Origin of the sequence: Nocardia tenerifensis NBRC 101015 (assembly GCF_000308715.1) — a bacterium.
Lineage (GTDB): Bacteria > Actinomycetota > Actinomycetes > Mycobacteriales > Mycobacteriaceae > Nocardia > Nocardia tenerifensis.
The window spans coordinates 38,631-60,300 of the sequence record NZ_BAGH01000192.1 but is presented as its reverse complement, the minus strand read 5'-3'; the positions used below and the strand labels follow the sequence as shown (position 1 = coordinate 60,300).

The following is a 21,670-nucleotide window of genomic DNA, read 5'->3' as shown; positions in this document are numbered from 1 at the left end:
GCGCCCGCGCCTCCTCGGCTTCTCGTCGCGCCTGTTCGGCTGCCACGGAAGCCATTTCGGCCTCGGCGATACGCCGGGCCGCGTCGGCTTGCACGGCCTGGACCTGCGCTTCGGCGACGGAGGGGTCGCCGAGAGTGGACAGTTCGGCGACCGCCGCGGTGAGGGTGTTGCCCAATTGATCGGCCAGCCCGCGAAACTGAACTAGCAGCTCATCTGCTCGAAGTCGGGCCGCGGTAACCGGTCCTTGCTGCGTCACAGTGACGGAAGCTCCTGGTGCCTCCGACTCCTCCAGCAGGCGTTGCCGTTCCCGCCACGCGCGCCATCGCGTGTGATCCGGATGGTCACAGTATTCCGAGGGGCGGCCAGGACCCCCGCCGCGTGTGATCGGACGGGAGCAGCCTGGGAAGTTGCATACGTTGGACACTGGAGAATCGTAGCGTTGGTTTCGTCACTATTGACGTATTTAGACGAAACGAAATCCTCGGTGTCGCAGGAATTCTCCTCTCTCACTGCGACCTATCTGACCGCCGATAAGTGAACATTATCGGCGGTCAGACCTTTGGCAGTTTCCGCAGACTCCCCCGAAATGGCTGTGTCTATTACGTTTACGTTTGGTCACATTCAACGAAACGAAACGTCTACGAAACCCTACGAAAACTGTGCTGCCCCGTACGCCCGTACCACTTCTGCTCGAACCACTCGAATGGGGGTTCCACACGATGCGAAAGTCGCGCGGGCACCAATGCCGGAGCGACGGCAGACCATTCGGCCTTCATCATGACCCCGCAGAAATCGTCACTTGACGGCTACCGTCGACACTGTGCGAGCGAATCCTGAAATCCCCACCGCTGCCGGGACGGTGCGCGACGGTTCGCGGCTCCCGCTCCGGTACGCCCATGGTCGGGCGTTCGTGACGCGCTGGCGTTCGGACCGCCGGTACCACAACCGAATTGCGTGGCGACGTCGAGCGACTGGCTGACGCTCAACATCTGGTCACCCGATCTCGGTGCCGCGAGACTGCCGGTCATGGTGTTGCTGCACGGCGGCAGATACCTGGAGGGCACTTCGAGTAACCCCCACCATGACGGCGCGACTCTGGCTCGAGCCGGTGTGGTGATGGTCAGCGTGAATTACCACGTCGGCGTCGAGGGCTTCGCCCATATAACCGGCGCGCCGAACAATCGCGGCATTCTCGATCAGGTCGCCGCGCTCGAGTGGGTGCAGGACAATGTGGCTGCGTTCGGCGGGGACCCGGACAACGTCACTGTGTTCGGCCAGTCCGCAGGCGCGGGGTGTCTCGCAGCGCTGATGGTGATGCCGACGGCGGCGGGCCTGTTCCGCCGTGCGATCGTCCAAAGTATGGCGGGCACTTACTTTTCCGAAGGGCTCGCCGCCGCCATCTCCACCACCATCGCCGCCGAAGTAGGCGGCCGGGCGACCATCGACGATCTGGCGCGTCACACGCCGCATGCCCTGGTCACCGCGGCGGGCGCCGTGCTCGAGCGGATGCCGGACCACGTCGAATCATGGGGTCCGATGGCGCTGACCCCGACACCGTTCTCGCCCGTCGTCGACGGTGATGTTCTCCCCCAGGCGCCGTGGCGCGCGCTCGCGGAGGGCGCGGCGCGCACTATCGATCTGCTCGTCGGGCACACGCGGGACGAATACCGGCTGTTCAACACCCGGCTCGGCGACGAGGTGACCGATGCCGAGGTCGACGCGACGCTCCATCGGCTCGCACCCATCCCCGGCGGCAGGTACCGCGCCGGCTACCCCGAGGCCACGCCCGGCCAACTGTACGAAATCATCAACTCCGACTGGCTGTTTCGTATGCCGAGCGTGCACCTGGCCGACGCCGCACACGCCGGCGGCGGGCGGGTCTGGAGTTACGAACTCTGCTGGGATTTCAATCGGGACGAGGGTGCGTCCCACAGCCTCGACGTGCTGCTCGTGCTCGGCACGTTGAGCCCCGACGACGTGCGCGATCATCCGTCCGCGTTGCCGAACGCCGCCGCCGAGTCCATCCGAGTCGGCGATCACATGCGTAAAGACTGGCGGACTTTCGCGACCACCGGGGATCCCGGCTGGACGCCCTACGAACCGCCCACCCGCGCCACCCGCGTGTACACCGCCGAACCCACCACCCGCCCCTACCCCGAGGAACGCTCGCGCCGCGTCTGGCGCACGCACCGGTTCGGGGCTCTGCCCTATATCGGTTGAGCGCCAACGGTATCCGGCAAAGGTTGCGGCGCGCGAGGGCCGATGTATCGAGCGGAGGGGCGGATCACCTTCGAGGCGCCGGCCTGTTCGAGGATATTGGCGGTCCAGCCGACGACGCGGCTGGTGGCGAAGGTCGGCGTGAACATCGAACGGGGAATTCCGCAGAGCTCCATGACGACTCCGGCGTAGAACTCGACATTGGGGTACAGGTGGCGGCCGGGTTTGAGTTCGGCGAGCAGTTCGGTGACTCGTCGTTCCACGGTGGTCGCGAAGTCCACGAGCTCGCCGCCGAGTTCGATACCGATGGCGCGCAACAGGTTCGAGCGCGGGTCCGCGGTGCGGTACACGGCGTGGCCGAATCCCATGATGCGGTCGCCCTTGGCGAGTTTGTCGCGCACCCAGCCGTCGATCCGGTCCGGACTGCCGATCTCGTCCAAGCCGTCCAGCGCACGGTCGGGGGCGCCACCGTGCAGCGGTCCGGAGAACGCGCCGATCGCCGCGACGACCGCCGAGGCGACGTCGGCGCCCGTGGAGGCCACGACCCGTGCGGCGAAGGTGGAGGCGTTGAACCCGTGATCGATCGTGGCGATCAGGTACTGCTCGATGGCCCGAATGGCATTGGGGCGCGGCGGTTCTCCGGTCAGCATGTACAGCCAGTTGCCGGCCGTCGAGAGATCCGCGCGCGGGGTGACCGGGTCCAGTCCGCGGTGCAGTCGGTGCAGCGCGGCGAGGATGGTCGGCGTCACCGCGCAGATCAGGAGCGCGTCGGACCGGCGCCTTGCGGGGGTGCTGTCCCACATCGGGGTCAGGTCGCGCAGCGCGGCGAGCATCGACAGCGCTGTCCGCACACCGGCCATCGGTCGGCCGGTCGCCGCGATCGCCGGCAGCACGGGCAGCAACTCCGGTGGTAAGGGCTGTGCTCGTGCAATCTCGTCTGTGAACGCGCCGAGTTCCGCGTGGTCGGGTAAGTGCCCCTCGTGGAGCAGAAACCAGACCTCTTCGAACGTGCGCGTGGACGCGAGGTCGATCGCCGAGTACTGGCGATAGTGGTAGAAGCCTTCGTGCCCGCGCACGTCACCCAGCCGGGTCTCGGCCGCCACCACATTGCGCAGGCCGGCGGGTACGTCGATCAGCTCATCGAGTTCGACACCGTTGATAGTCATCGTTCAGACCTCCTTGACTGAACTGTGCGATCGCTATCAACTAGAGTCAATATTGATCAAGTCAATATGAGCGCAGAAGGGCAGGTCATGAAGGGCGAAGGTGACGCACGCCACCTCACCACCGCCGAGGTGGCGAGGCGACTCGATATCAAGCCCGAGACCGTTTACGCCTACGTCAGCCGCGGGTTGCTGACCAAGCTGCCGGCATCCGGGCGTCGCGGCAGCCTGTTCCGCGAGGACGAAGTGGCCAAGTTGGCGCGGGGTCGACGGCATCGTGAGCGCAGCACGATGGACGACATCGCCACCACGATCTCCGCGATCGAGGACGATCAGCTCTACTATCGCGGCCGGAATGTGGCGGATCTGCTCGCGACGCATCCGGTCGAATCCGTGGCGGGGCTGCTGTGGACCGGCGAATTGGACTCGGCGCCAGCGGAATTCAACGCTCCCGCCGCTATCCTGCGGACCACCCGCGCCGCCGTGGGCGCGCTCGGCGAGAGTGCCCGGCTGACCGATCGGATGCGCGTCGCGGTGACCGTCGCTAGCGCGAGCGACCAGCTCCGGTTCGACCTGTCCCCGCAGGGTGTGCTGCGGACGGCCCGCATCATCCTCGCCGTCGAGGCCGACTGCCTCGGCCCGCACCACGACTCCGGAACCCTCGCCGAACGACTGGGCCCCGCGCTCACCGAGCACGTCTTACCCGCCGGACTCCTCGACTCGACCTTGACGCTGCTGGCCGACCACGGGCTGGCGATCTCCACCATGGCCGCGCGGGTCGCGGCCAGCGCGCGCGTCCATCCCTACGGTGTCGTGTCCGCCGGCCTCGGCGCGATGGACAGCCAGTATCACGGCGCGGCAAGCACTGTCGCATACCGTTTCCTCGCCGACGCCATGGCCGATCCGCTCGGCGCGGCATCCGAACGACTCCGCCTCGGCGGCGGCCTCCCCGGTTTCGGACACCTGATCTACCAGACCACCGACCCCCGGGCCGAACTGCTACTGACCATCCTGCGGTCCCTCCCCGACGCCGCCCCCGCCCTCGAGGCCATCGACACCATCACCGACCATCTCGGCGCACCCCACACCGCCGTCCCGAACATCGACCTCGCACTCGCCGTCCTCATGCACACCTATCGCATGCGACCCGACGCGGGCGAGGCGATTTTCGCTCTCGCCCGCACCATCGGGTGGATCGCGCACACGCTCGAGGAGTATGCGGAACGCCCCATGCGGTTCCGACCGAATCACGCGCCGGTGCCGTGAGCGCGGGCGGGTTGGCGGCGTGCGCGCAGAGCCGGAACAATCACTGCACGAAGCTATTCGAACCGTCCGTGGACAGCATGTCAGGGATCTGTCCAGGGATTTCCCCGATGCCAACGAGGCGCGCGGGTTCGTAGCGTCGGTATATGAGTGATTCGCGTCGCCGGTCCGGTCGAACCCATCCGATCCGCATCGCCGTGGTTCTCGTGCTCGTCTTGATTGCCGCGTGCGGACGGACAGACAGCGACACCCCGGGCCCAGCGCCTGCTCGGACACCGCCGGCGATCGTGGTCACCGAGGAACGCTCGGGGGAACGAATCGTCGATCTCACGGTGCGCTCGACCGCCCTCGGCGGCACAGCCCCGGTCCGGTTGGTCACGCCGACGGGATGGGACGCGCGCACGCCGGGCCGAACTTGGCCGGTGCTGTACCTGCTGCCCGGCGGCGACGGCGACCACGCGAGCTGGACCGCCGACAGCGATGTCGAGGAATTGCCGCAATTGCGCGACGTGCTGGTGGTGATCCCGAGTATGCCGATGTTCGGTTTCTACACGAATTGGCACAATGCCGGGCGAGAGGATCCTCGGCAGGTGGAGACCTTCCATCTCGACGAGGTGATCCCGCTACTCGAGCGAGATTACGGAGCGGGGCAGCGCCGCGTCGTCGCGGGCTTGTCGCAGGGCGGGTATGGCGCATTGAAGTACACGGCCCAGCACCCTGGCATGTTTCGGGCCGCCGCGAGCTACAGCGGCTGGCTGCATCCGCTGCGCCGCGCCGACGTGGTCTTGGCGGCAGCGAGGGTCGTCGGCGCCGACGGTGCGGCCTTGTGGGGTGATCCGCTGCGCGACCGCGCCGTGTGGGAAGCCAACGATGTTTATCATCTGTCGGACAAGCTGATCGGCGTCCCGATCTACTTGTCCGCCGGGACCGGGGCACCAGGGGAATTCGATCTGCCCGACCTGCCGCGCGAGGAACTGTTTCCCGAGCTCGACCGGCTCGCCGACGAGTTCCCCGGCGATGTGGTCGATGTGGTCGAGGCGGTGATGGATGAAAGCACCCGCGCAGTGGCCGAGCGGCTACGGCGGCTCGGGGGCGAGCCGATCACCAATTTCACTGCTGGAACACACAACCCGCCGTACTGGGAGCGCGAATTCCACCGTTCCTTGCCGATGCTGCTCGACGCGCTCGGCACGACTCGGTGATAAACGATCGGGACCGATCGCGGCAGAACCCGCCCGTCCTCGTCAAGCCTCGACCAGGCTCACCGCACGGCGTTCGGACAGGATGCCGGTTTCAGCGGATCGGGCGCTGAAGCGTAGAGCTACAACTGCCGCGGCTTTCTCGGGCCTGTCGTCGGCGGTGGGCTCCTTCGGCCGTCGGCTCGGCGGCTGCGCGCTGGTTTGGCGGGGTGAGTGGGTGTCGAGGCAAGTGCTGCCGACGCGCGCGGGGTGGCCGATGCGACGAAATCTTCTGCGGCAGCGGCACAATGGGGGCGGTCTAGGAGTAGGGAGCTGATCGGTGGAGGAGCGCGGGGCTGTCGTTGCGATGCCGGAGTCGGTGCGGACCGAGTTGCGGCGCGGGGTGCGCAGTGTGCTGGTGGACGCGGCGGCGCTGCGGTTGGTGCGAGAGCGGTTCGACGATGATCAGGCGGGGTCGCTGCGCCGGTATCTGGAAGCCTCGCAGTCGGCGAATACATTGCGCGCCTATCGAACCGACTGGATCGCGTGGTCGGCGTGGTGCCACGCCGAGGCGCGGCAGGCGATGCCCGCCGACCCGCTCGACGTGGCGGTCTACCTGGCCGCAGCGGCCGACGCGCGGCGCGAGACCGGTGAGTGGGCGTTCAGCGCGGCTACGCTGGAACGTAAATCCGCCGCGATCGCCGCGGTGCATGCCGCAAACGGATTGCCCTCGCCCACCCGTTCCGACGTCGTTCGGCTCACCTTGCGCGGCATCCGGCGCACCCGCCGCACCCAGCCGAAACGCAAACGCCCCGTCCTGCTGCACACCCTCGACCAGCTGCTGGCCGGGCTGCCCGAACCCGGCTGGCCTACCGAACCCGCCCGGCGCCGCGACGCTCTTGTCTTGCTGATCGGTTTCGCCGGTGCGCTGCGCCGCAGTGAGCTGGCGGGTCTGCGCATCGCCGATGTGGAGGTGCGACTCGATCACGCCACCGGCGAGCCGGTCCTGCTGGTGCGGCTGCCGTCGACCAAGACCGACCCGACCGGCGTCGCCGAACAGCGGGTCGCGCTGCCGCGCGGCCAACGCCCGCGCACCTGCCCCGTCTGCGCCTTCGCCGACTGGGTTCGACTACTCGAAATACAGACTGCCGCAGGCTCTTCCGGTCTGCGCGCCCACCTCGCCGAGACGACCCTCGATCCGGACATCCACCGCTGCCACGGCTTCACCGGAACGGCCCTCGCCGCGCAGCCCGACCTGCCGCTGTGCCCCACCATAAATCGTCACGGTACGGTCAGCGCGAAGCCCATGTCCGGTCGTGCCGTCGCCGAACTCGTCAAACGCTATGCCGCGCGTGCAGGACTGGACCCCGACCTTTTCTCCGGCCACTCGCTCCGCGCAGGCTTCGCCACCCAGGCCGCGCTCGGCGGCGCCAGCGACCGCGAGATCATGCGCCAGGGCCGCTGGTCCAACCCGCGTACCGTGCACGGCTACATCCGCACCGCAAACCCTTTGGAAGACAACGCGGTAACCAAACTCGGACTGTAAGCCGCGTCATCCGCGGCACCAATCCCATGGCATGCCTTGGTATCCGGGCTCCACGAGGCAGACCCTGGCGTTGCCGGTGGGAACGAGTGTGCAGGAGTTGCCGGAAGTGGTTGTGCCGCAACCGGTCCATGAGAGCGGGCCCTGGTAGGTGACGAATTCGCCGCGCTGGGCGGTGAGGGTTACGCGGGTGCCTTGGCGGTATCGGAGGTTGCAGTTCGTCGTCGCCACCGGACTGCATGTCACGCCGGGCGGGGTGGCGACGACCGTGTAGCCGGCGGGCACGAAGATCGACAGCGAGGTCGACGAGGTGGGCCAGTGCAGTTTGTGGAAGACGTCGGGGAAGAGTTTGGGTCCGATGGTGGCGACGAGAATGAGCACAAAAATGCCCTTGAGGCCGTCGAAGATCCAATCAACGACCGCACCGCCCTTACCGGGTTTCTGTGCGGCCGCGGCGCTGACCAACGCGACTCCGGCTGCGGCGGCGGTACCGTCGCGCTTGTCGGTACGGTCGCGCTCCTCTTCTTCGTCCAGCGTCCGGCGAATGATTTCCGGTAGCGATTCGTTCAACTCCGGCGCGAGGAGGATCGGGATCAGCACCGTGGAGTAGGGCAGCCTGAGCCGAGCTTGCCGCTCGTCGCAGGTGCCGCAGTTGTCGCATCTGCGGCACGTGCCGATGTGGTGGAGGATGCGCTGGCGCAGAATGCGGGTGAACTGCTGGTCGTTCTTGCCGGTCCAGCCGGCCCGGTCGAGGATGTGGGCGAGTTGCGCGCAGTAGGGACGGCCGTGTTTGGCGAGGAGCAGCGCGCCGAAGCCCGCTTCGACGCGAAGCTTGTTCTCGTAGGCGAGGTCATAGGCCTTCTTCGCGCTGGTGGACAGCGCCGTCGCCAACGCCTTCCCGTGCAATTCGCTCCGGATACTCAGTTGATAGATATCGCGTTGGTGGCGGGTGAATGTCGCGGCGACCAGGTCGAACATGGGGCGGAGCGCGTCCTCGCGGCGTAGCCGATCCTGTTCGTAGTCGTCGGCGGCCAGTGTTTCCACCGGCAGCGGATCCTCCTTGACGCGGCTGCGATGATCTTCGAGGCAGCGGTTGTAGACGATTCCGCACAGCCACGCGCGCAGCTTGTCGGGTTCGCGCGGGTTGTCTCCGCGGACCAGTTCTCGCGTGGCGACGGCGACAGAGGTCTGTACGACGTCTTTGACCCGGTCCTGATCATTGAGGTGGTACGCGCCGACGGTGGACATGATCTTTTGATAGCGCCGGACGATCTCGTCGAGCGCCGCCTCCCTCTCGGCCCGGTCGATCGGGTGCCGGACGCGCTCCACCAGCCCGGCATCCGGCAACCGGGTCCAGCGTTCCTTGTCGATCACGACGGAGCCCCCTTGGCTTTCCTGAGAATTGTCTAAGAAAAAGGCCGACCTTGGGGGAGATTTCGGGTTCCGCCATCCCGAGTCTCCACGACCGATAGCCCGAGGAGGCAGACCATGATCGACCAAACCCATCGAGAGCCGGGGCGGTGAGAGACGTGGGGAACTTGCGAATCTGCGGCAGTGTGCCGTTCGCCGGTTTGGCGGCGGCGGGAGGGCACACTGCCGGACTCGTCATCGGCGCGAGCGTTATTGTTCTCACCGCGTTGGTTCCCGTTGTCACGCAAGTGATCACGGAGCTTTTCTGGCTGAGAGCCCTGAACAAGCCCGAGAGAGAACTTCATTGGGCGCTCGATCACGCCGCCTCGGTCGGTGAAGCCGAGCGCTTGATGCGAATCCTGCGCTGCGGACACCGTGATGTATTGCGCGCTCGAATTGAGGCCAGCAAAGATTCGCACCGGTGAGCTACGAGCATCGGCCAGTTCTTGTCCCGGCGTGGGTCGCGCACCGGCGCATGAACCGTACGCGGCATCCGACTTACGGATGACGTTGGGACGCAGGACCATTGGTTACGGTGAGCTGGTGGGGGAAGCGGACAGGATCGATGACCGGCACCCGCTGCTGAGCACCCCGAGCTTCGTGCGGTTTTGGCTGGCCGACAGCGTATCGATATTCGGCACGTACATCACCGCGCAGGCGTTGCAGCTGCTGGCGGTGGCGACATTGAGCGCTTCACCGTTCGAGGTGGGGGTGCTGCGGGCCGCGCAGTGGACACCGTATCTGGCGTTCGGGTTGTTCGTGGGGGTGTGGATCGATAGGTATCGACGTAAGCCGGTGTTGGTGGCGGCCGACCTGATTCGGGCGGGAGTACTCGCGTCGATTCCGTTGGCCGCCGCTTTTCACGTACTGACCATGCCGATGCTGATCATGCTCGTACTGATTTTCGGGGCGGTGTCGTTGGCGTATGACGCCGCGCACCAGTCGTTCTTGCCCGGCCTGGTGCCCGCACGGGTGCTCACGCGGGCCAATGTGCGGCTGGAACAGTCGGCCGCGGTGGCGCAGGTGGCGGGACAGGGTATCGCCGGATGGTTGATCAAGATAGTCGGGCCGCCGTTGGCGATTCTGGTCGATGCGGTGTCGTATGTGATTTCCGGTTTCATCGTTGCCGGACTGCGAGTAGCGGAACGACCCCGCACGCCCGCCCGGAATTACCGCAATGAGTTCCGCGACGGCTTGCGCTGGGTATATGGCCACGCCGGACTCGCACCGCTCGTGATCTCAACGCATGTGTGGTTCTTCTTCACCTCGATGGTCGCCGCGCTCTACGCCTACTTCGTCGTCGTCGAGGTGGGTTTCGACGCGACGGCTCACGGGCTTACGCTCGCTGTGGGTGGCGGCGGGGCTGTTGCCGGGTCTTCGATCGCGGGGTGGGTGGAGCGGCGCGGTGGTATCGGTCCGGCGATCATCGGGTGCCGCTGGCTATCGGGCTTGGGTTATCTGCTTATTCCGTTGGCGCACAACGGAAAGAGCGGCTTCGCGATGCTGTGCGTGGCCCAGTTCCTGTTCTGGCTGTCGATCGGTGTGAGCAGTCCGCTCGAGATGAGCTATCGCCAATCGGTGACACCGGACCGCCTGCTGGGCCGGGTGAACGCGACCGCGCGATCGATGAATCGCGGCGCGGTGGTGCTCGGCGCGCCGATCGGTGGCGCGCTCGCGCAGTGGCTCGGCCTTCGCCCGACGTTGTGGATCGCGGTGGGCGGGGTCTTCTGCTCGGCGGCGATGGTGGGTGGATCGAGATTTCGCCACGCCCGGATGCATCGGTGACTCGGTACCGGACAATCCGTTAGCTGACGATATGCTGATCTTGTGCAATCCGTGCCGGCACCGATGCTGGCCGTCCCCGGGCGGCCACCGGTCGACACGAGTCTGTGGGCGATCGAGATGAAATGGGACGGCATCCGCGCGATCGCGCGCCAGTTCAACGGGCAGTGCCGGTTCTACAGTAGGAACAATCGCGACCTGAGCGGGTCGTTTCCCGAGCTGATCACCGCTTTCGCCGGACTGCTCGATGGTCGGGACGTGCTGATCGACGGGGAGATCGTCGCGCCGGAGCCGGGGACCGGCGTGCCGTCCTTCAGTCGGCTACAACGCCGGATGCACGTGGTGCGTCCGACCGCGGAACTATTGCGGGCGGTGCCGGTGCAGTACCTCGTCTTCGATTTGCTCGACGACAGCGGAAAGTCCCTGATGTCGCTCCCCTATGCCGAGCGACGCGCCCGGCTCGACAAATTGGAAATCGACCTGCCGCTTGCCCGTACGCCGCCCTATTACGTCAACGTGGACGCCAACACCATGCTCGGCGTGGCCCGCGACCACGGTTTGGAAGGCATCGTCTCCAAACGTTTGGACTCCACCTATCAACCCGGCCGCCGCTCCCCCGCCTGGATCAAGACTCCGCTGCGCCGAACCACCGAGGTCGTCGTCGCGGGCTGGCTGCCGGGCAACGGGCGCTACTCCGGGATCTTCGGCTCCATCGTGATGGGCGCCTACGACAACGCGGGCCGCCTCGTCCACATCGGCAATGTCGGAACCGGATGGACCATGCGCGACCGCAAGGCCTTACAGTTGCGTTTGAACGAAATCGCCCGCCACGACAGTCCTTTCGACATCCCACCGCCGCGTCCGGTCGCCACGATGGCCCGCTGGGTCGAGCCCGAACTCGTCGCGGACGTCGAGTTCCGCGAGGCCAGCGCGGAAGGGCTTCGGCACCCGAGTTGGCGTGGGCTGCGGCCCGACAGGTCGCCGCACGAGGCAAAATTGCCGCTATCGGATTAGGTCGCGGTGGGGCGCTGAGAACGACCATGCCGATCCGTTGTGTGCTTCGAGTTCGGTCATCGGGGTTGGTGGGTGGCTGTACATGACGCCAGGAGTCGGCGTGGGCGCGCTGGATTGGCGCGCGGGGTGCAACAGGTGGTCGCGCTCGCTGCGCCGAGCCCCGACTCGGACGTCGACCGCTGATAGAGCCTCGCGCCGAGCTTACGTGGGCGTCCCACCTAAACGATGGCGCGCTCTAACCGTTCTCAACAGTGGCGTGGCTATTAAAGGGGGTTCTCTCAGTACCTGTATCACAAGGGTCTCCCCGCCGGCAGCAACGCCTGCCTAACCTGTGGTCGGCTTCCTGCCGAACGCATGGAAAGCAATGGCCAGAATCTTTTCTGAAGGAGCTTCTTTAGTGCAAAAACGCAAACTCGGACAGCAACTCGAAGTTTCAGCTTTGGGACTCGGTTGCATGGGCATGAGCTTTTTCTACGGTGCGCCACCGGACCCCTCCGAGATGACGAAGCTGCTGCGGGCGGCGGTTGACCGGGGGGTGACTTTCTTCGACACCGCCGAGGTCTATGGACCTTTCACCAATGAAGTGCTGGTCGGTCGGGCGTTGGCGCCGGTGCGCGACCAGGTGGTGATTGCCACCAAGTTCGGTATCAGGCACGGCGAACACGGGCCGACCCCGATGTCGGGGGTCGATAGCCGACCCGAGCAGATCCGCCGGGCAACGGAGGCCTCCCTCACCCGTCTTGGAACAGACTGCATCGACCTGCTTTATCAACACCGGGTCGATCCTGACGTGCCCATCGAGGACGTGGCGGGCACAGTGCAGGAGCTGATTTCCGAAGGTAAAGTCAAACATTTCGGTTTGTCGGAGGCCGGCGCGACGACAATCATCCGCGCCCACGCTGTGCAACCCGTGGCCGCGGTGCAAAGTGAATACTCGCTCTGGATGCGAGAGCACGAGGCCGATGTTATTCCAACCTTGGAAAAGCTCGGCATTGGTCTGGTGCCTTATAGTCCGCTCGGGAAGGGTTATCTGACCGGCAAAATCGATGCCGGCACGTCGCTGGCCGACGATGATTTGCGCCGCGTCCTGCCGCGCTTCACCACCGAAGCGCGACAGGCGAATCAGGCACTGGTCGAATTGCTCCGGCAGATCGCCGACGGCAAGGGGGCGACGCCGGCTCAGATCGCCCTCGCGTGGGTGCTGGCGCAGAAACCGTGGTTCGTGCTGATTCCCGGCACCACCAAACTGCACCGTCTGGAAGAGAACCTGGGCGCCCTCGACGTCGAGCTGACGCCCGGTGACCTGCGGCTCATCGAGGAGACCGCGGCGCGAATTCCTATCCAGGGCGGGCGAGTTCCCGAGCAGTTGGAGGCACATTTCGGCCGCTGACCCACTCGAAGTCCACACCGGCCTCGGGATCAGGGGCGAACTGACATCGTCGCCGACCTCGGCAGTCACCGCCCGGCCCGGTGTGTTTCGTACCGGTCTGCGCGGGCAACCGGCCGTCATGGCTACCGACGAACAAGCACACGCGCCGCGCACCGCCGTTACCGTCGACATACTGCGTGATCTGCTCGGCTCGGACGTTGCCGAGGCGAACCTGGTGCTCGAAGGCGGCCGGGTCGGGATCTCGTCGGGTTCCGAGGGGCTGGTTCTGGTCAGCCGGGAAGAACTGCTGGAACGTATCGGCGCCGAACCTGACCCGACCGAACTGGCCGAACAAGCGGATCTGCTGAATACCGAGATTCGGCTTCAGGGCGCCTGAGCATCGTCTTCCACGCGTGAGTTCGCGCCGGCCGAGCCGATCAGTCGTGACAGCAAGAGCAGTCGGCGCCTGCCGCGCTCAAAGGGACCGGCGACGGACAGCAGGTGTCACCTTTCCACGCATTGAGCCCTTCCTTGACCGCGATCGCGGCAATGACCAGCGCGGCGATCGGGTCGGCCCACGACAAGCCGAACAGACTGTTGAGCAGCAACCCGACCAGCAGTACCGCCGAGAGATAGGTACACAGCAAGGTCTGCTTGGAATCGGCCACCGCGGAGGCGGATCCGAGTTCACGCCCGGCGCGGCGCTGGGCCCACGACAGCACCGGCATGACGGCCGAACTCGCTGCGGCCAGCGTGATTCCGATCGGGGAATGCCGGGCTTCCCCGACGCCGAGCAGGCCCCGGATCGAGTCGACGGTGACGTAGAGCGCCAGGGCGAAGAACGAGAACGCGATGATCAGCAGCGCGGTCTTCTCCCGCTTCTCCGGGTCCCGGCCGCTGAACTGCCAGGCGACCGCGGCCGCCGAGGACACCTCGATAACCGAGTCCAGGCCGAATCCGATCAGTGCGGTGGAGGAGGCGCGGGCGCCCTCGCTCAGGGCGATGATGGCCTCGATGACGTTGTAGGTGATCGTGGCGCCGACGAACCAGCAAATATGCTTGGCCAGCACAGCTTTTCGCGCTATGTCGGGTCCGCGTGCGATCAGCGGCATTCCCAGGTCCGACATCAGCAGCACCCGTCTCGGTCCGAAGCCGGGCAGCACGCCGGGTCCACCGCCAGGATCACGCCGAGCAAGTCGTCGAGAGCGCGCCCGATGCGCGGATCGGCCAGCTCGTAGCGACTGCGACGACCCTCGGGGACGGCGACCACCAAGCCGCAACCACGAAGGCAGGCAAGGTGATTCGACAGGATCTGACGCGAGACCCCGATCTTGTCGGCCAGCTCCGAGGGGTAGCCCGGCGCCGCGCGCAGACTCAGCAGAATCCGCGTGCGGGTCGAATCCGAGAGGGCGTAGCCGAAGCGGGCGAGCGCGTTGGTGTGCACCACCGTGTCCATACGGGGACAGTACATCAGATTCTGTATTCAGGAAATTATGGATTGTGTTGGAGCAGTTGCTCGGTGCGGGTGCAGGTTTTTGCGGCTGGGGCCGATGGCAACCGCCCGCTCACAGCAGCGGTCGGACGAGGGCGCGGACAAGGGCCTCGGCAGTGGCGAGCGGCGACTCGTCTCCTTGGGCGTAATAGCGGAGGAAAGCCTCGTGGAAACAGGCTCCGACCAGCAATAAGGCGACCGCGTCGGGATCGGCGGCGGCAGCGACCCGTCCAAGGGCTTGTTCGGCGCTCAGGTAGGCCGAGAACCTGATGACCACCTTGTCCGGGCCTGCGCCGTGGCGGTTCATCGCCACTCGGTGTGCCGCCATCCGCTGAGGATCGGCCAAGAGCGCGCCCAGCATCGGTATCGACTGCCGATAGAACGTGAGCGCCGCATCGGCGAGTTCGGTGAGGTTGCCCTCGACACTTCCAGCTCCGGGGCTGACATCGACCCGAGAAAGGCCGGGCACGCGTTCTTGCAGGACGGCCAGCAGTAACCGTTCCTTGTCGCCGAAATACTTGTAGAGGGTCGGCTCCGAAACGCCTGTGGCTTGCGCGATTTCCTTGGTGGTGGCATGCACGACCCCGCGACTCCGGAGCAGGTCCGCTGCCGCATCGAGTATGCGCTCCCGTGTACTCACGCCGGCCCTCCTCGACTCTTGACAGGTTAGTGAACACTAGCGCATTGTGTGGTTAGTGTTTACTAACGGCATTTCACCTGGAGGTTTTCATGAAGGTCGCCGTGTTCAGGGCTACCGGAGGGCAGCCGATGCGGCCAACTCGCCATGCCGCCACGACCCGCTGCACGAACGTCTGACCGGCCTGCTCGAGCAGTCCGCAGTGATCGCGCTGGAGCGGTTGTCACCGACCTCGCCCGGCGATGGCTGGAAACCACACCACTCTGACCGAAAGACGAACCGCCGCACGGCATCACGCTGTGCGGGCAACTCAGCAACAACTACCTTTGGAGGTGGCTCATGTCCAGCCAACGCAAGCGACGCTTGGTCAATGCCGTGAACGTCGCGATCATCGCCCTGCAGCGAGCCGGCATCGTGTTCGGACCCATGCAACTGCTGACCGTTCCCGGAAGGCGGACGGGGAAACCGCGCACGTTCGCGATTGCGGTCGTGCCCGTCGCAGACGAGCGCTACATCGTGCAGGCCTTTCCGAAAGCGGCCTGGGTCCTCAATGCCCGTGCGGCCGACCAGGTCACCCTGACCCGCGGCCGCCGTTCGACACGGGCGCGGCTGACAGAGCTGCCGGTCGAGGCCCGCCGCCCCGTACTGCGCCGACTGGTCGAGGAGAGCCCGCCCAGCGTCGGCAAACGCTACGCCGACAACGGGTTGTCGCCCAGCCCGACGCCCGACGATGTGGCCGCCAGCGCCGAACACATCGCGGTGTTCAGGGTCGACGCGATATGAGACCACATCGGGGGAAGGAGCGGCTCAACGGCCGCGCGCAGGAGCTGCCGATCGCGGTGGCGATGCTGCGCGAACTCAACGCGCCGGAAGGTCTTCGCACCGGGTTCGTGCCCACTGCTGGAACCCCAGGACTCAGGGCGACGCTCCGTAGCGGGTGGCGATTTGGGTGGCGCGGTCGCGTAGGGAGTCGCGTAACCATTGCGGCGCAAGGGCTTCGGCGTTGGTGGCGAGTTGCCACAGTGCCCATTCTGCATGTCTGGCATCTTGGAACGTCGCCTCGAGGCGCAGCCAGCCGTCCGCGTCGGTGTTGTCGGCGCGGACGGTCAGGGCCGTGGTCGCCAGTTCCTCGCGCTGCGCGGGGTTGATGCGCATCAGCACGGTGACCTGGTCGCCGCCGGTCCGAAATCGCGCGCTGCGTTCCTGCCAGGTTCGGTGCAGATCGACGCGGTCCGGGCGCTGGGCGGGTTCGGGGAGTTCCTCGGCGGCCAGGATCCGCGACAGCCGGTAGGTGCGGTCGGCGCCGGACCTCGTGGCCAGCAGGTAGACGTGGTCGCGCACGGTGACCAGTCCGATCGGGTCGACGGTTCGCCACTTCGGGTCCTGATGCACGGCGGCGTAGTGGATGCGCAGTTTATGTCCGGCGAACACCGCGCGCCGGACCGCGGTCACCATGTCGTCGGGGGCCGTCTCGGCGAGCAGTCTGCGTTCGAGAAGGTCGGTTTCGGGGTCGATGAGCAGTCGTTGAGCCGCGCCCGCGGCGGTGGTCCGGTGGTTCTCCGGTAGCGCGTCGACCACCTTGCGCATGCCCGAGGCGAGCGCCGAGCCGAGTCCGAAAGCCTGTGCGCCGCGCCGGGATCCGGCGACGAGCAGGGCGAGTGCCTCGTCGTGATTCAGGCCGGTGAGTTCGGTGTGGAAACCGGGCAGCAAGGCGAAACCGCCGTGCCTGCCGCGCTCGGCGTAGACGGGGATGCCCGCCGCGGACAGGGCCTCGATATCGCGCAGCACGGTGCGGGTGGAGACCTCGAGCTCGCGGGCCAGTGCGGTCGCGGACAGCCGGCCGTGTCGGCGCAGCAGCAGCACCAGGGAGACCAGGCGGTCGGCGCGCATGGGAAAACTATAAAAGCAATACACGACACAGGATGTCGTGATTCGCTGCGAGGCTGATCACCATGACAAATGAGAAAGTGGCCACCGAGCCCAACGATCTGGGCAAGTTCTTCATCGAGCACGCCAACGCGGGCGACGTCGACGGGCTGGTGGCGTTGTACGAGCCGAACGCCGTGCTCGAGTTCCCACCGGGCCACGTAGCGACCGGACACGCGGAGATCCGCAAGGTGTATGAGCAGTTCGTCGCGGCCGCACCGGTGCTCTCGCCGGGGCGGCAGCATCCGGCGCTGGTGAGCGGTGACCTGGCACTGACGGCGTCGACGCTGACCAGTGGTGAGGTGACCGTGGAGATCGCCCGGCGTCAGGGCGATGGTTCGTGGTTGTGGGTGGTGGACCAGCCGTCGGTGGTGTCGTAGGAGGGTTGTGGTGGGCCCGGTATGCGCCGGGCCCACTGCTTTTCGCGTTTCGCAGGGCAATCCGTGTTGGGTTGGTTGGTGCTTGGCTTGGCTGCCGTTGAGGTTGGTCGGTGTGCCGAAGGTCTGGTTCGCACCGATCAGAACAAGGCGCTGCTGGACTACTTCTCGGGCACGACTACGGAGCTGACCGTACACCGCTCGTCGACGGCGTCTTTTCGGTAGCTGTCGAGGTCGACGCTTGTGCAGACTTTCGCGGCAGCATCAGCGCGGGCAGAACCGCGACAGCACCGATAGCGAGTGCCCACCAATAGGTTTGGGTGAAGGCATGCGTCAACGAGTGCGTGATGTCCTCGGCCCGATCCGCTCGCGTGAACGCCTCCGAACCGGGGGTCCGGTATTCGGTATTGCGCTGGACCAACACCAGCAGGACTGCGACACCGAACGAACTGGCCGCGCGGAGGCTGACGTTGGTAGCGGTGGTGGCCGAAGCGATTTCGGAGTGCCGCAACGTTTGATAGCTGGCGCTCATGGCTGCGGGCATGATCATGCCGTGCCCGAGACCGATCACGAACAACGTTGCCACCACCAGCGCGTTGCTGGTGTCGGGGCCGATCTGGGTGAGGCCGCAGATGCCGAGCAACACCACCGGCAGTCCGGTGAGGAGCAGCAGTTTCGGGGAGTGCTTGTCGGTGAGTTTGCCGGTGATCAGCGTCGTCATCATCGCGCCCAGTCGTAGGGGCGCGACCATCGCTCCCGAGCGCAGCGGGCTGTCGGCGTTGACGGTCTGGAAATACAGCGGCAGCAGCGCGGTCAGCCCGGACAAGGTACCGATGTAGAAGAACACCAGTACATTGACCGCGGCGAAGTTCCGGCCCCGCAACAGCCGGACATCGACCAGGGCCGCATCGCCCTTACGGCGGGCGTGCAGGACGTAGCAGGCAATCAGCGCGACTCCGGTCAGCACGCTGGCGACGACACGGATATCGGTCGGGCTGGTCCCGCTGCCCGCCTGCGCGGTGCCGTATACCAGCGCACCCAAACCCGGTGACAGCAGCACCAATCCGAGGATGTCGAGCGTGACGTCGCGATCGCGATCGCGGTCTTGGTCGGACGGCAGCAATCGAATCGCGGCGATGACCGCGATCGCGCACAGGGGAACGTTGATGTAGAACATCCACCGCCACGTCAGGTGGCCCAAGATCAGACCACCGACGGTCGGGCCGAGGACCGGGGCGAGCATCGCCGGCACCGCGACCGCGCTCATGACACGCCCCATCCGGGCGGGCCCGGCGGCCCGGGCGAGCATGGTCTGCCCGATCGGCAGGATCATGCCGGCGCCGAAACCTTGCACCACTCGAAATGCGATGAGGCTGCTGATATTCCACGCCACACCGCACAGCACCGACCCAGCGATGAACAGCAGCAGCGAGCCGACCCACATCGTCTTCGGCCCGAACCGGACGATCGCCCATCCCGACAGCGGGATGCTCGCCGACAGTGCCAGGGTGTATCCGGTCAGCACCCATTGGATCGCCGACAGTGACGTATGGAACTGGGTGCCGAGGGTGCTCACGGCGACGCTGGTGATCGTGGTGTCCAGGATCGTCATGATCGCGCCGAGGACCACCACGATCACAAGTTTTCGCAGGGCCGGGTCGAAGTCGCTGGATGTCGGACGCGGTTGTGTCATTGCGGGGTCCCCCCAATCGTTATCAATACAGCGTATGGATAACGATACAGTGTTTTATCAAACGATACGGCGTCTCGGGTAGACTGCGGGGCGTGGAGCTGCATGATTCCGGCGAAGACACCGCTTCTTCCGGCACCCCGATCTGGGTGCGCGAGACTCCGCGGCGGCGACCCGCGGTGACCCGAGACGACATCGTCGCCGCCGCAATGGAACTCGCGAATTCCGAGGGCCTCGACGCGGTATCCATGCGCCGGGTCGCGTCACGGCTAGGGGTCGGCCCGATGGCGCTCTACACACACATCGACAGCAAAGACGACCTGTTCGACCTGCTCGCCGACGCCCTGGCAGGTGAGATCATCCTCGACGAGAACGACCTCACCGCCGACTGGCGCGCGTCGATCACCCGAGTGGCCCGCAGCGAGCGCGCGATGATCAAACGACATCCCTGGGCCACCGACCTCGTCGGCAAACGCACCACGATCGGACCGAACGCGCTGCTGCACATCGAGCAATCGCTCAAAGCGTTGGATGGACTCGGTATTTCACCGGCACGCGCGACACAGATCGTGCAAGCGGTCGACCAGTACACGACCGGTTTCGTCCTGCGCGAGACCCTGGCATCGTCACCCGAGTCGTTCGGGCTCGAATCGCCTACCGGCACCTACCTTCGCGACACGGCAACCCAGGCCGGCCACCAGCGGCTGATGAAACTCCTCGCGCACGATCCGGCTGCGCTTCCCGACCCGGACGAGAGCTTCGAGCAAGGACTGCGCTGGCTGCTGGAGGGCATCGCACGCGACATCGTCGGCTCGTGACCCTGGGAAGCGTCCCGGAAACGATCGTTGACGAGACGCCCTCGGCCGCAGCAGATTTCCGCAGGCCGGATTGCCGTGTACGCGCCAACGTCAACCTGTCGGGGGTCGCAATACACTCCGCGCCGCGCGAATCGGCTACGGGCGGGTGTCCACCCGCGACCAGCACCCCGAAGCCCCAGCACGACGCACTCACCGTGGCCGGATGCGAACAGATCTTCATCGACAAAGCCTCCGGCAAACTGGCCTTCCTCCCGCGGCTGACCAAGGCGGTGCTGGTGGCCAACCGGCCCGAAGACCAACTTGTGACCACCGAGCTCGACCGGCTCGGAATCGGAGACGCCGCCTCGCGGCAGGGAAGGGCGTGCCGACGCCGGCATGCGAAGCGTCGAGCGTGTGCGTCGATGAGCGCGCTCGGAGCTGATTCCGAGCGCGCTCCCCTGTCCCCCCTTGTCTACGCGAGGGAGAATGCCGGTGGTGGACGGGGCTTGTCTATGCGAGGCGGACGTCTGTGGTAGACAGGCCGAATATCTTGCGTCCGGCGGACTTCGCGACCAAAACGATGGTGGCGGTTCGGGATTCGGGGTCTATGGATTTGATTCGGCCGGTGAACTCTACGTCCCCGGCCGAGGCGGCTTCTACGACGGTGTAATTGGACAGCCGGGCTGCGTATCGGAGGATGGCGCCGGGGTCGCCGAGCCAGTCGGTGACGAAACCCGCGGCGAGGCCCATGGTGAGCATGCCGTGGGCGATCACGTCGGGCAGGCCGGCCACCGACGCGACCTCCTCGTGCCAGTGGATCGGGTTCACGTCACCGGCGACGCCGGCGTAGTTGACCAGGTCGCCGCGCGTCAGCCGGACGGTGCGGGAGGGGAGTTCGTCGCCGACGGCGATGTCCTCGAATCGGATTGCCGTGTGCGGCAAGCGCGTTCGCGACACCTGCGAGTGACGGGCGGCGGCCGGGGTTGGCTGGTCGGTGATGGTCTGTCCGGCGTGCGGCGCGGAGGCCGTGCCCGCGCCGCTCATGATCACGCCGTCGACGGCGGCACCGATGTCGGCCTCGACGTCGTCGCCGGTGATGCCGACGACCGTGGTGTGCATGGTTTGCACGATCCGGTCGGACCGGTCGGTGAAGGTATTGGTGATGGTGAGCAGGTCCTTGCCCGCGACGCGGCGCACCGAGGACAGTTCGACGTCGCTGAACAGCCGGTCACCGGCCAGGACGGGCTGGTGCATCTCGAAGACCTGGTCGGTGTGCACGAACATGTCGTAGCCGGTCAGGACGTTCTCGAGCAGGGTGCGATTGGCGCGCATGGCGACGATCGAGGCGAAGGTGGTCGGCGCGACCAGCCCGGCGTACCCGAGTTCCTCGGCGGCCGACTCGCTCCAGTGCGCGGGGTGGGAGTCCTGCACGGCGCGCGCGTATTCGCGGATCTTTTCCCGGCCGACCTCGTAGTAGTCATCGACGCGATAGCGATACCCCACCAACCCGGCTACGTCGAACGCTGTTTCCATCAAGACCCTTTCATCGTCGACCGATCTCAGATCCGGATCCGCGAGCCGAATTCGTGAGCGGGCACCACTCTGTCACAGGTCGCCGGGATCGGTCTTGACTATGCCGTTGCGGCACGGCCGAGACTTGATCTCGGCAGCGGGTGATCACCTCGGTGGTGACCACCGGGCTGGGGCGGCGGTCGGTGCGCAATCGGCAGACGATGGAGCAGACTCTGTCCGCGCTGGCGCGGTACGTGGAACGCTGATCTGGATTGGCGAGCGATGAGCGGCAAGGGAGTC

At 66.2% G+C, this 21,670-nt stretch carries 19 protein-coding genes and 2 pseudogenes; 12 read left to right on the top strand and 9 right to left on the bottom strand.

The window, feature by feature from the left end:
• Positions 1-424 (bottom strand): annotated as a pseudogene (locus ON39_RS50575) (coiled-coil domain-containing protein); the annotation flags it as partial.
• Between the two features lie 446 nt (positions 425-870).
• Between ON39_RS50575 and ON39_RS16275 the strand changes: the two are divergent.
• A pseudogene (locus ON39_RS16275) lies at positions 871-2,220 on the top strand (carboxylesterase/lipase family protein); the annotation flags it as partial.
• Here ON39_RS16275 and ON39_RS16270 read toward each other — a convergent pair.
• On the bottom strand, positions 2,208-3,383 hold the full coding sequence (locus tag ON39_RS16270; RefSeq protein WP_051186699.1) for a citrate/2-methylcitrate synthase: 1,176 nt from the start codon (positions 3,381-3,383) through the stop codon (positions 2,208-2,210). The pseudogene ON39_RS16275 and the gene ON39_RS16270 sit on opposite strands and share 13 nt — an antisense overlap.
• A gap of 66 nt (positions 3,384-3,449) precedes the next feature.
• Here ON39_RS16270 and ON39_RS16265 point away from each other — a divergent pair, with 66 nt between their 5' ends.
• From ON39_RS16265 to ON39_RS16255, 3 genes are all read left to right on the top strand, one after another.
• On the top strand, positions 3,450-4,646 hold the full coding sequence (locus tag ON39_RS16265; protein ID WP_246002625.1) for a citrate synthase: 1,197 nt from the start codon (positions 3,450-3,452) through the stop codon (positions 4,644-4,646).
• Between the two features lie 143 nt (positions 4,647-4,789).
• On the top strand, positions 4,790-5,845 hold the full coding sequence (locus ON39_RS16260) for an alpha/beta hydrolase (RefSeq protein WP_040734975.1): 1,056 nt from the start codon (positions 4,790-4,792) through the stop codon (positions 5,843-5,845).
• 316 nt (positions 5,846-6,161) lie between these two features.
• Entirely contained in the window at positions 6,162-7,367 is a 1,206-nt protein-coding gene (locus ON39_RS16255) for a site-specific integrase (RefSeq protein ID WP_246002623.1), read from the top strand.
• 6 nt (positions 7,368-7,373) lie between these two features.
• Here ON39_RS16255 and ON39_RS16250 read toward each other — a convergent pair whose 3' ends face one another.
• Entirely contained in the window at positions 7,374-8,738 is a 1,365-nt protein-coding gene (locus ON39_RS16250) for a hypothetical protein (protein ID WP_040734973.1), read from the bottom strand.
• 155 nt (positions 8,739-8,893) lie between these two features.
• On the opposite strand from ON39_RS16250, the gene ON39_RS16245 reads away from it, so the two are divergent.
• From ON39_RS16245 to ON39_RS16225, 5 genes are all read left to right on the top strand, one after another.
• Positions 8,894-9,199 (top strand): hypothetical protein, encoded by a 306-nt coding sequence (locus ON39_RS16245; protein WP_040734971.1) that lies wholly within the window; start codon positions 8,894-8,896, stop codon positions 9,197-9,199.
• 118 nt (positions 9,200-9,317) lie between these two features.
• Positions 9,318-10,559, top strand: coding sequence for an MFS transporter (locus ON39_RS16240; protein WP_211336220.1), 1,242 nt, complete (start codon positions 9,318-9,320; stop codon positions 10,557-10,559).
• A gap of 63 nt (positions 10,560-10,622) precedes the next feature.
• Positions 10,623-11,570: a non-homologous end-joining DNA ligase gene (ligD, locus tag ON39_RS16235; protein WP_040734970.1), complete on the top strand. Its 948-nt coding sequence runs from the start codon at positions 10,623-10,625 to the stop codon at positions 11,568-11,570.
• A 397-nt stretch (positions 11,571-11,967) separates the two neighbouring features.
• Positions 11,968-12,960, top strand: a complete 993-nt coding sequence (locus ON39_RS16230; protein WP_040734968.1) for an aldo/keto reductase — start codon at positions 11,968-11,970, stop codon at positions 12,958-12,960.
• 118 nt (positions 12,961-13,078) lie between these two features.
• Entirely contained in the window at positions 13,079-13,336 is a 258-nt protein-coding gene (locus ON39_RS16225; protein ID WP_040734966.1) for a hypothetical protein, read from the top strand.
• Positions 13,337-13,376: 40 nt separating this feature from the next.
• Here the strand turns inward: ON39_RS16225 and ON39_RS16220 are convergent, their stop codons facing one another.
• The 3 genes from ON39_RS16220 to ON39_RS16210 form a co-directional block, all read right to left on the bottom strand.
• Positions 13,377-14,069, bottom strand: a complete 693-nt coding sequence (locus ON39_RS16220; protein WP_040734997.1) for a cation efflux transmembrane domain-containing protein — start codon at positions 14,067-14,069, stop codon at positions 13,377-13,379.
• Positions 14,066-14,395 carry an ArsR/SmtB family transcription factor gene (locus ON39_RS16215; RefSeq protein ID WP_040734964.1) on the bottom strand — a complete coding sequence of 110 codons (330 nt, stop codon included), beginning with the start codon at positions 14,393-14,395 and terminating at the stop codon, positions 14,066-14,068. Before ON39_RS16215 ends, ON39_RS16220 begins: the two co-directional genes overlap by 4 nt.
• Before the next feature lie 109 nt (positions 14,396-14,504).
• Entirely contained in the window at positions 14,505-15,071 is a 567-nt protein-coding gene (locus ON39_RS16210; RefSeq protein ID WP_040734963.1) for a TetR/AcrR family transcriptional regulator, read from the bottom strand.
• A gap of 372 nt (positions 15,072-15,443) precedes the next feature.
• On the opposite strand from ON39_RS16210, the gene ON39_RS16205 reads away from it, so the two are divergent.
• Positions 15,444-15,851, top strand: a complete 408-nt coding sequence (locus ON39_RS16205) for a nitroreductase family deazaflavin-dependent oxidoreductase (RefSeq protein WP_246002621.1) — start codon at positions 15,444-15,446, stop codon at positions 15,849-15,851.
• Between the two features lie 132 nt (positions 15,852-15,983).
• On the opposite strand, the gene ON39_RS16200 is transcribed toward ON39_RS16205, so the two are convergent.
• Entirely contained in the window at positions 15,984-16,958 is a 975-nt protein-coding gene (locus ON39_RS16200; RefSeq protein WP_040734961.1) for a helix-turn-helix transcriptional regulator, read from the bottom strand.
• 62 nt (positions 16,959-17,020) lie between these two features.
• Here ON39_RS16200 and ON39_RS16195 point away from each other — a divergent pair, with 62 nt between their 5' ends.
• Positions 17,021-17,374: a YybH family protein gene (locus ON39_RS16195; RefSeq protein WP_211336218.1), complete on the top strand. Its 354-nt coding sequence runs from the start codon at positions 17,021-17,023 to the stop codon at positions 17,372-17,374.
• 175 nt (positions 17,375-17,549) lie between these two features.
• Here the strand turns inward: ON39_RS16195 and ON39_RS16190 are convergent, their stop codons facing one another.
• Positions 17,550-19,064 carry a DHA2 family efflux MFS transporter permease subunit gene (locus ON39_RS16190; RefSeq protein ID WP_063713355.1) on the bottom strand — a complete coding sequence of 505 codons (1,515 nt, stop codon included), beginning with the start codon at positions 19,062-19,064 and terminating at the stop codon, positions 17,550-17,552.
• Between ON39_RS16190 and ON39_RS16185 the strand changes: the two genes are divergently transcribed.
• Positions 19,043-19,879 (top strand): TetR/AcrR family transcriptional regulator, encoded by an 837-nt coding sequence (locus ON39_RS16185; RefSeq protein WP_083894487.1) that lies wholly within the window; start codon positions 19,043-19,045, stop codon positions 19,877-19,879. The genes ON39_RS16190 and ON39_RS16185 overlap by 22 nt on opposite strands.
• A gap of 489 nt (positions 19,880-20,368) precedes the next feature.
• Here the strand turns inward: ON39_RS16185 and ON39_RS16180 are convergent, their stop codons facing one another.
• A complete protein-coding gene (locus tag ON39_RS16180; RefSeq protein WP_040734957.1) occupies positions 20,369-21,391 on the bottom strand; it encodes a fused (3R)-hydroxyacyl-ACP dehydratase subunits HadA/HadB in 1,023 nt (340 codons plus the stop codon).
• Positions 21,392-21,670: the final 279 nt, after the last annotated feature.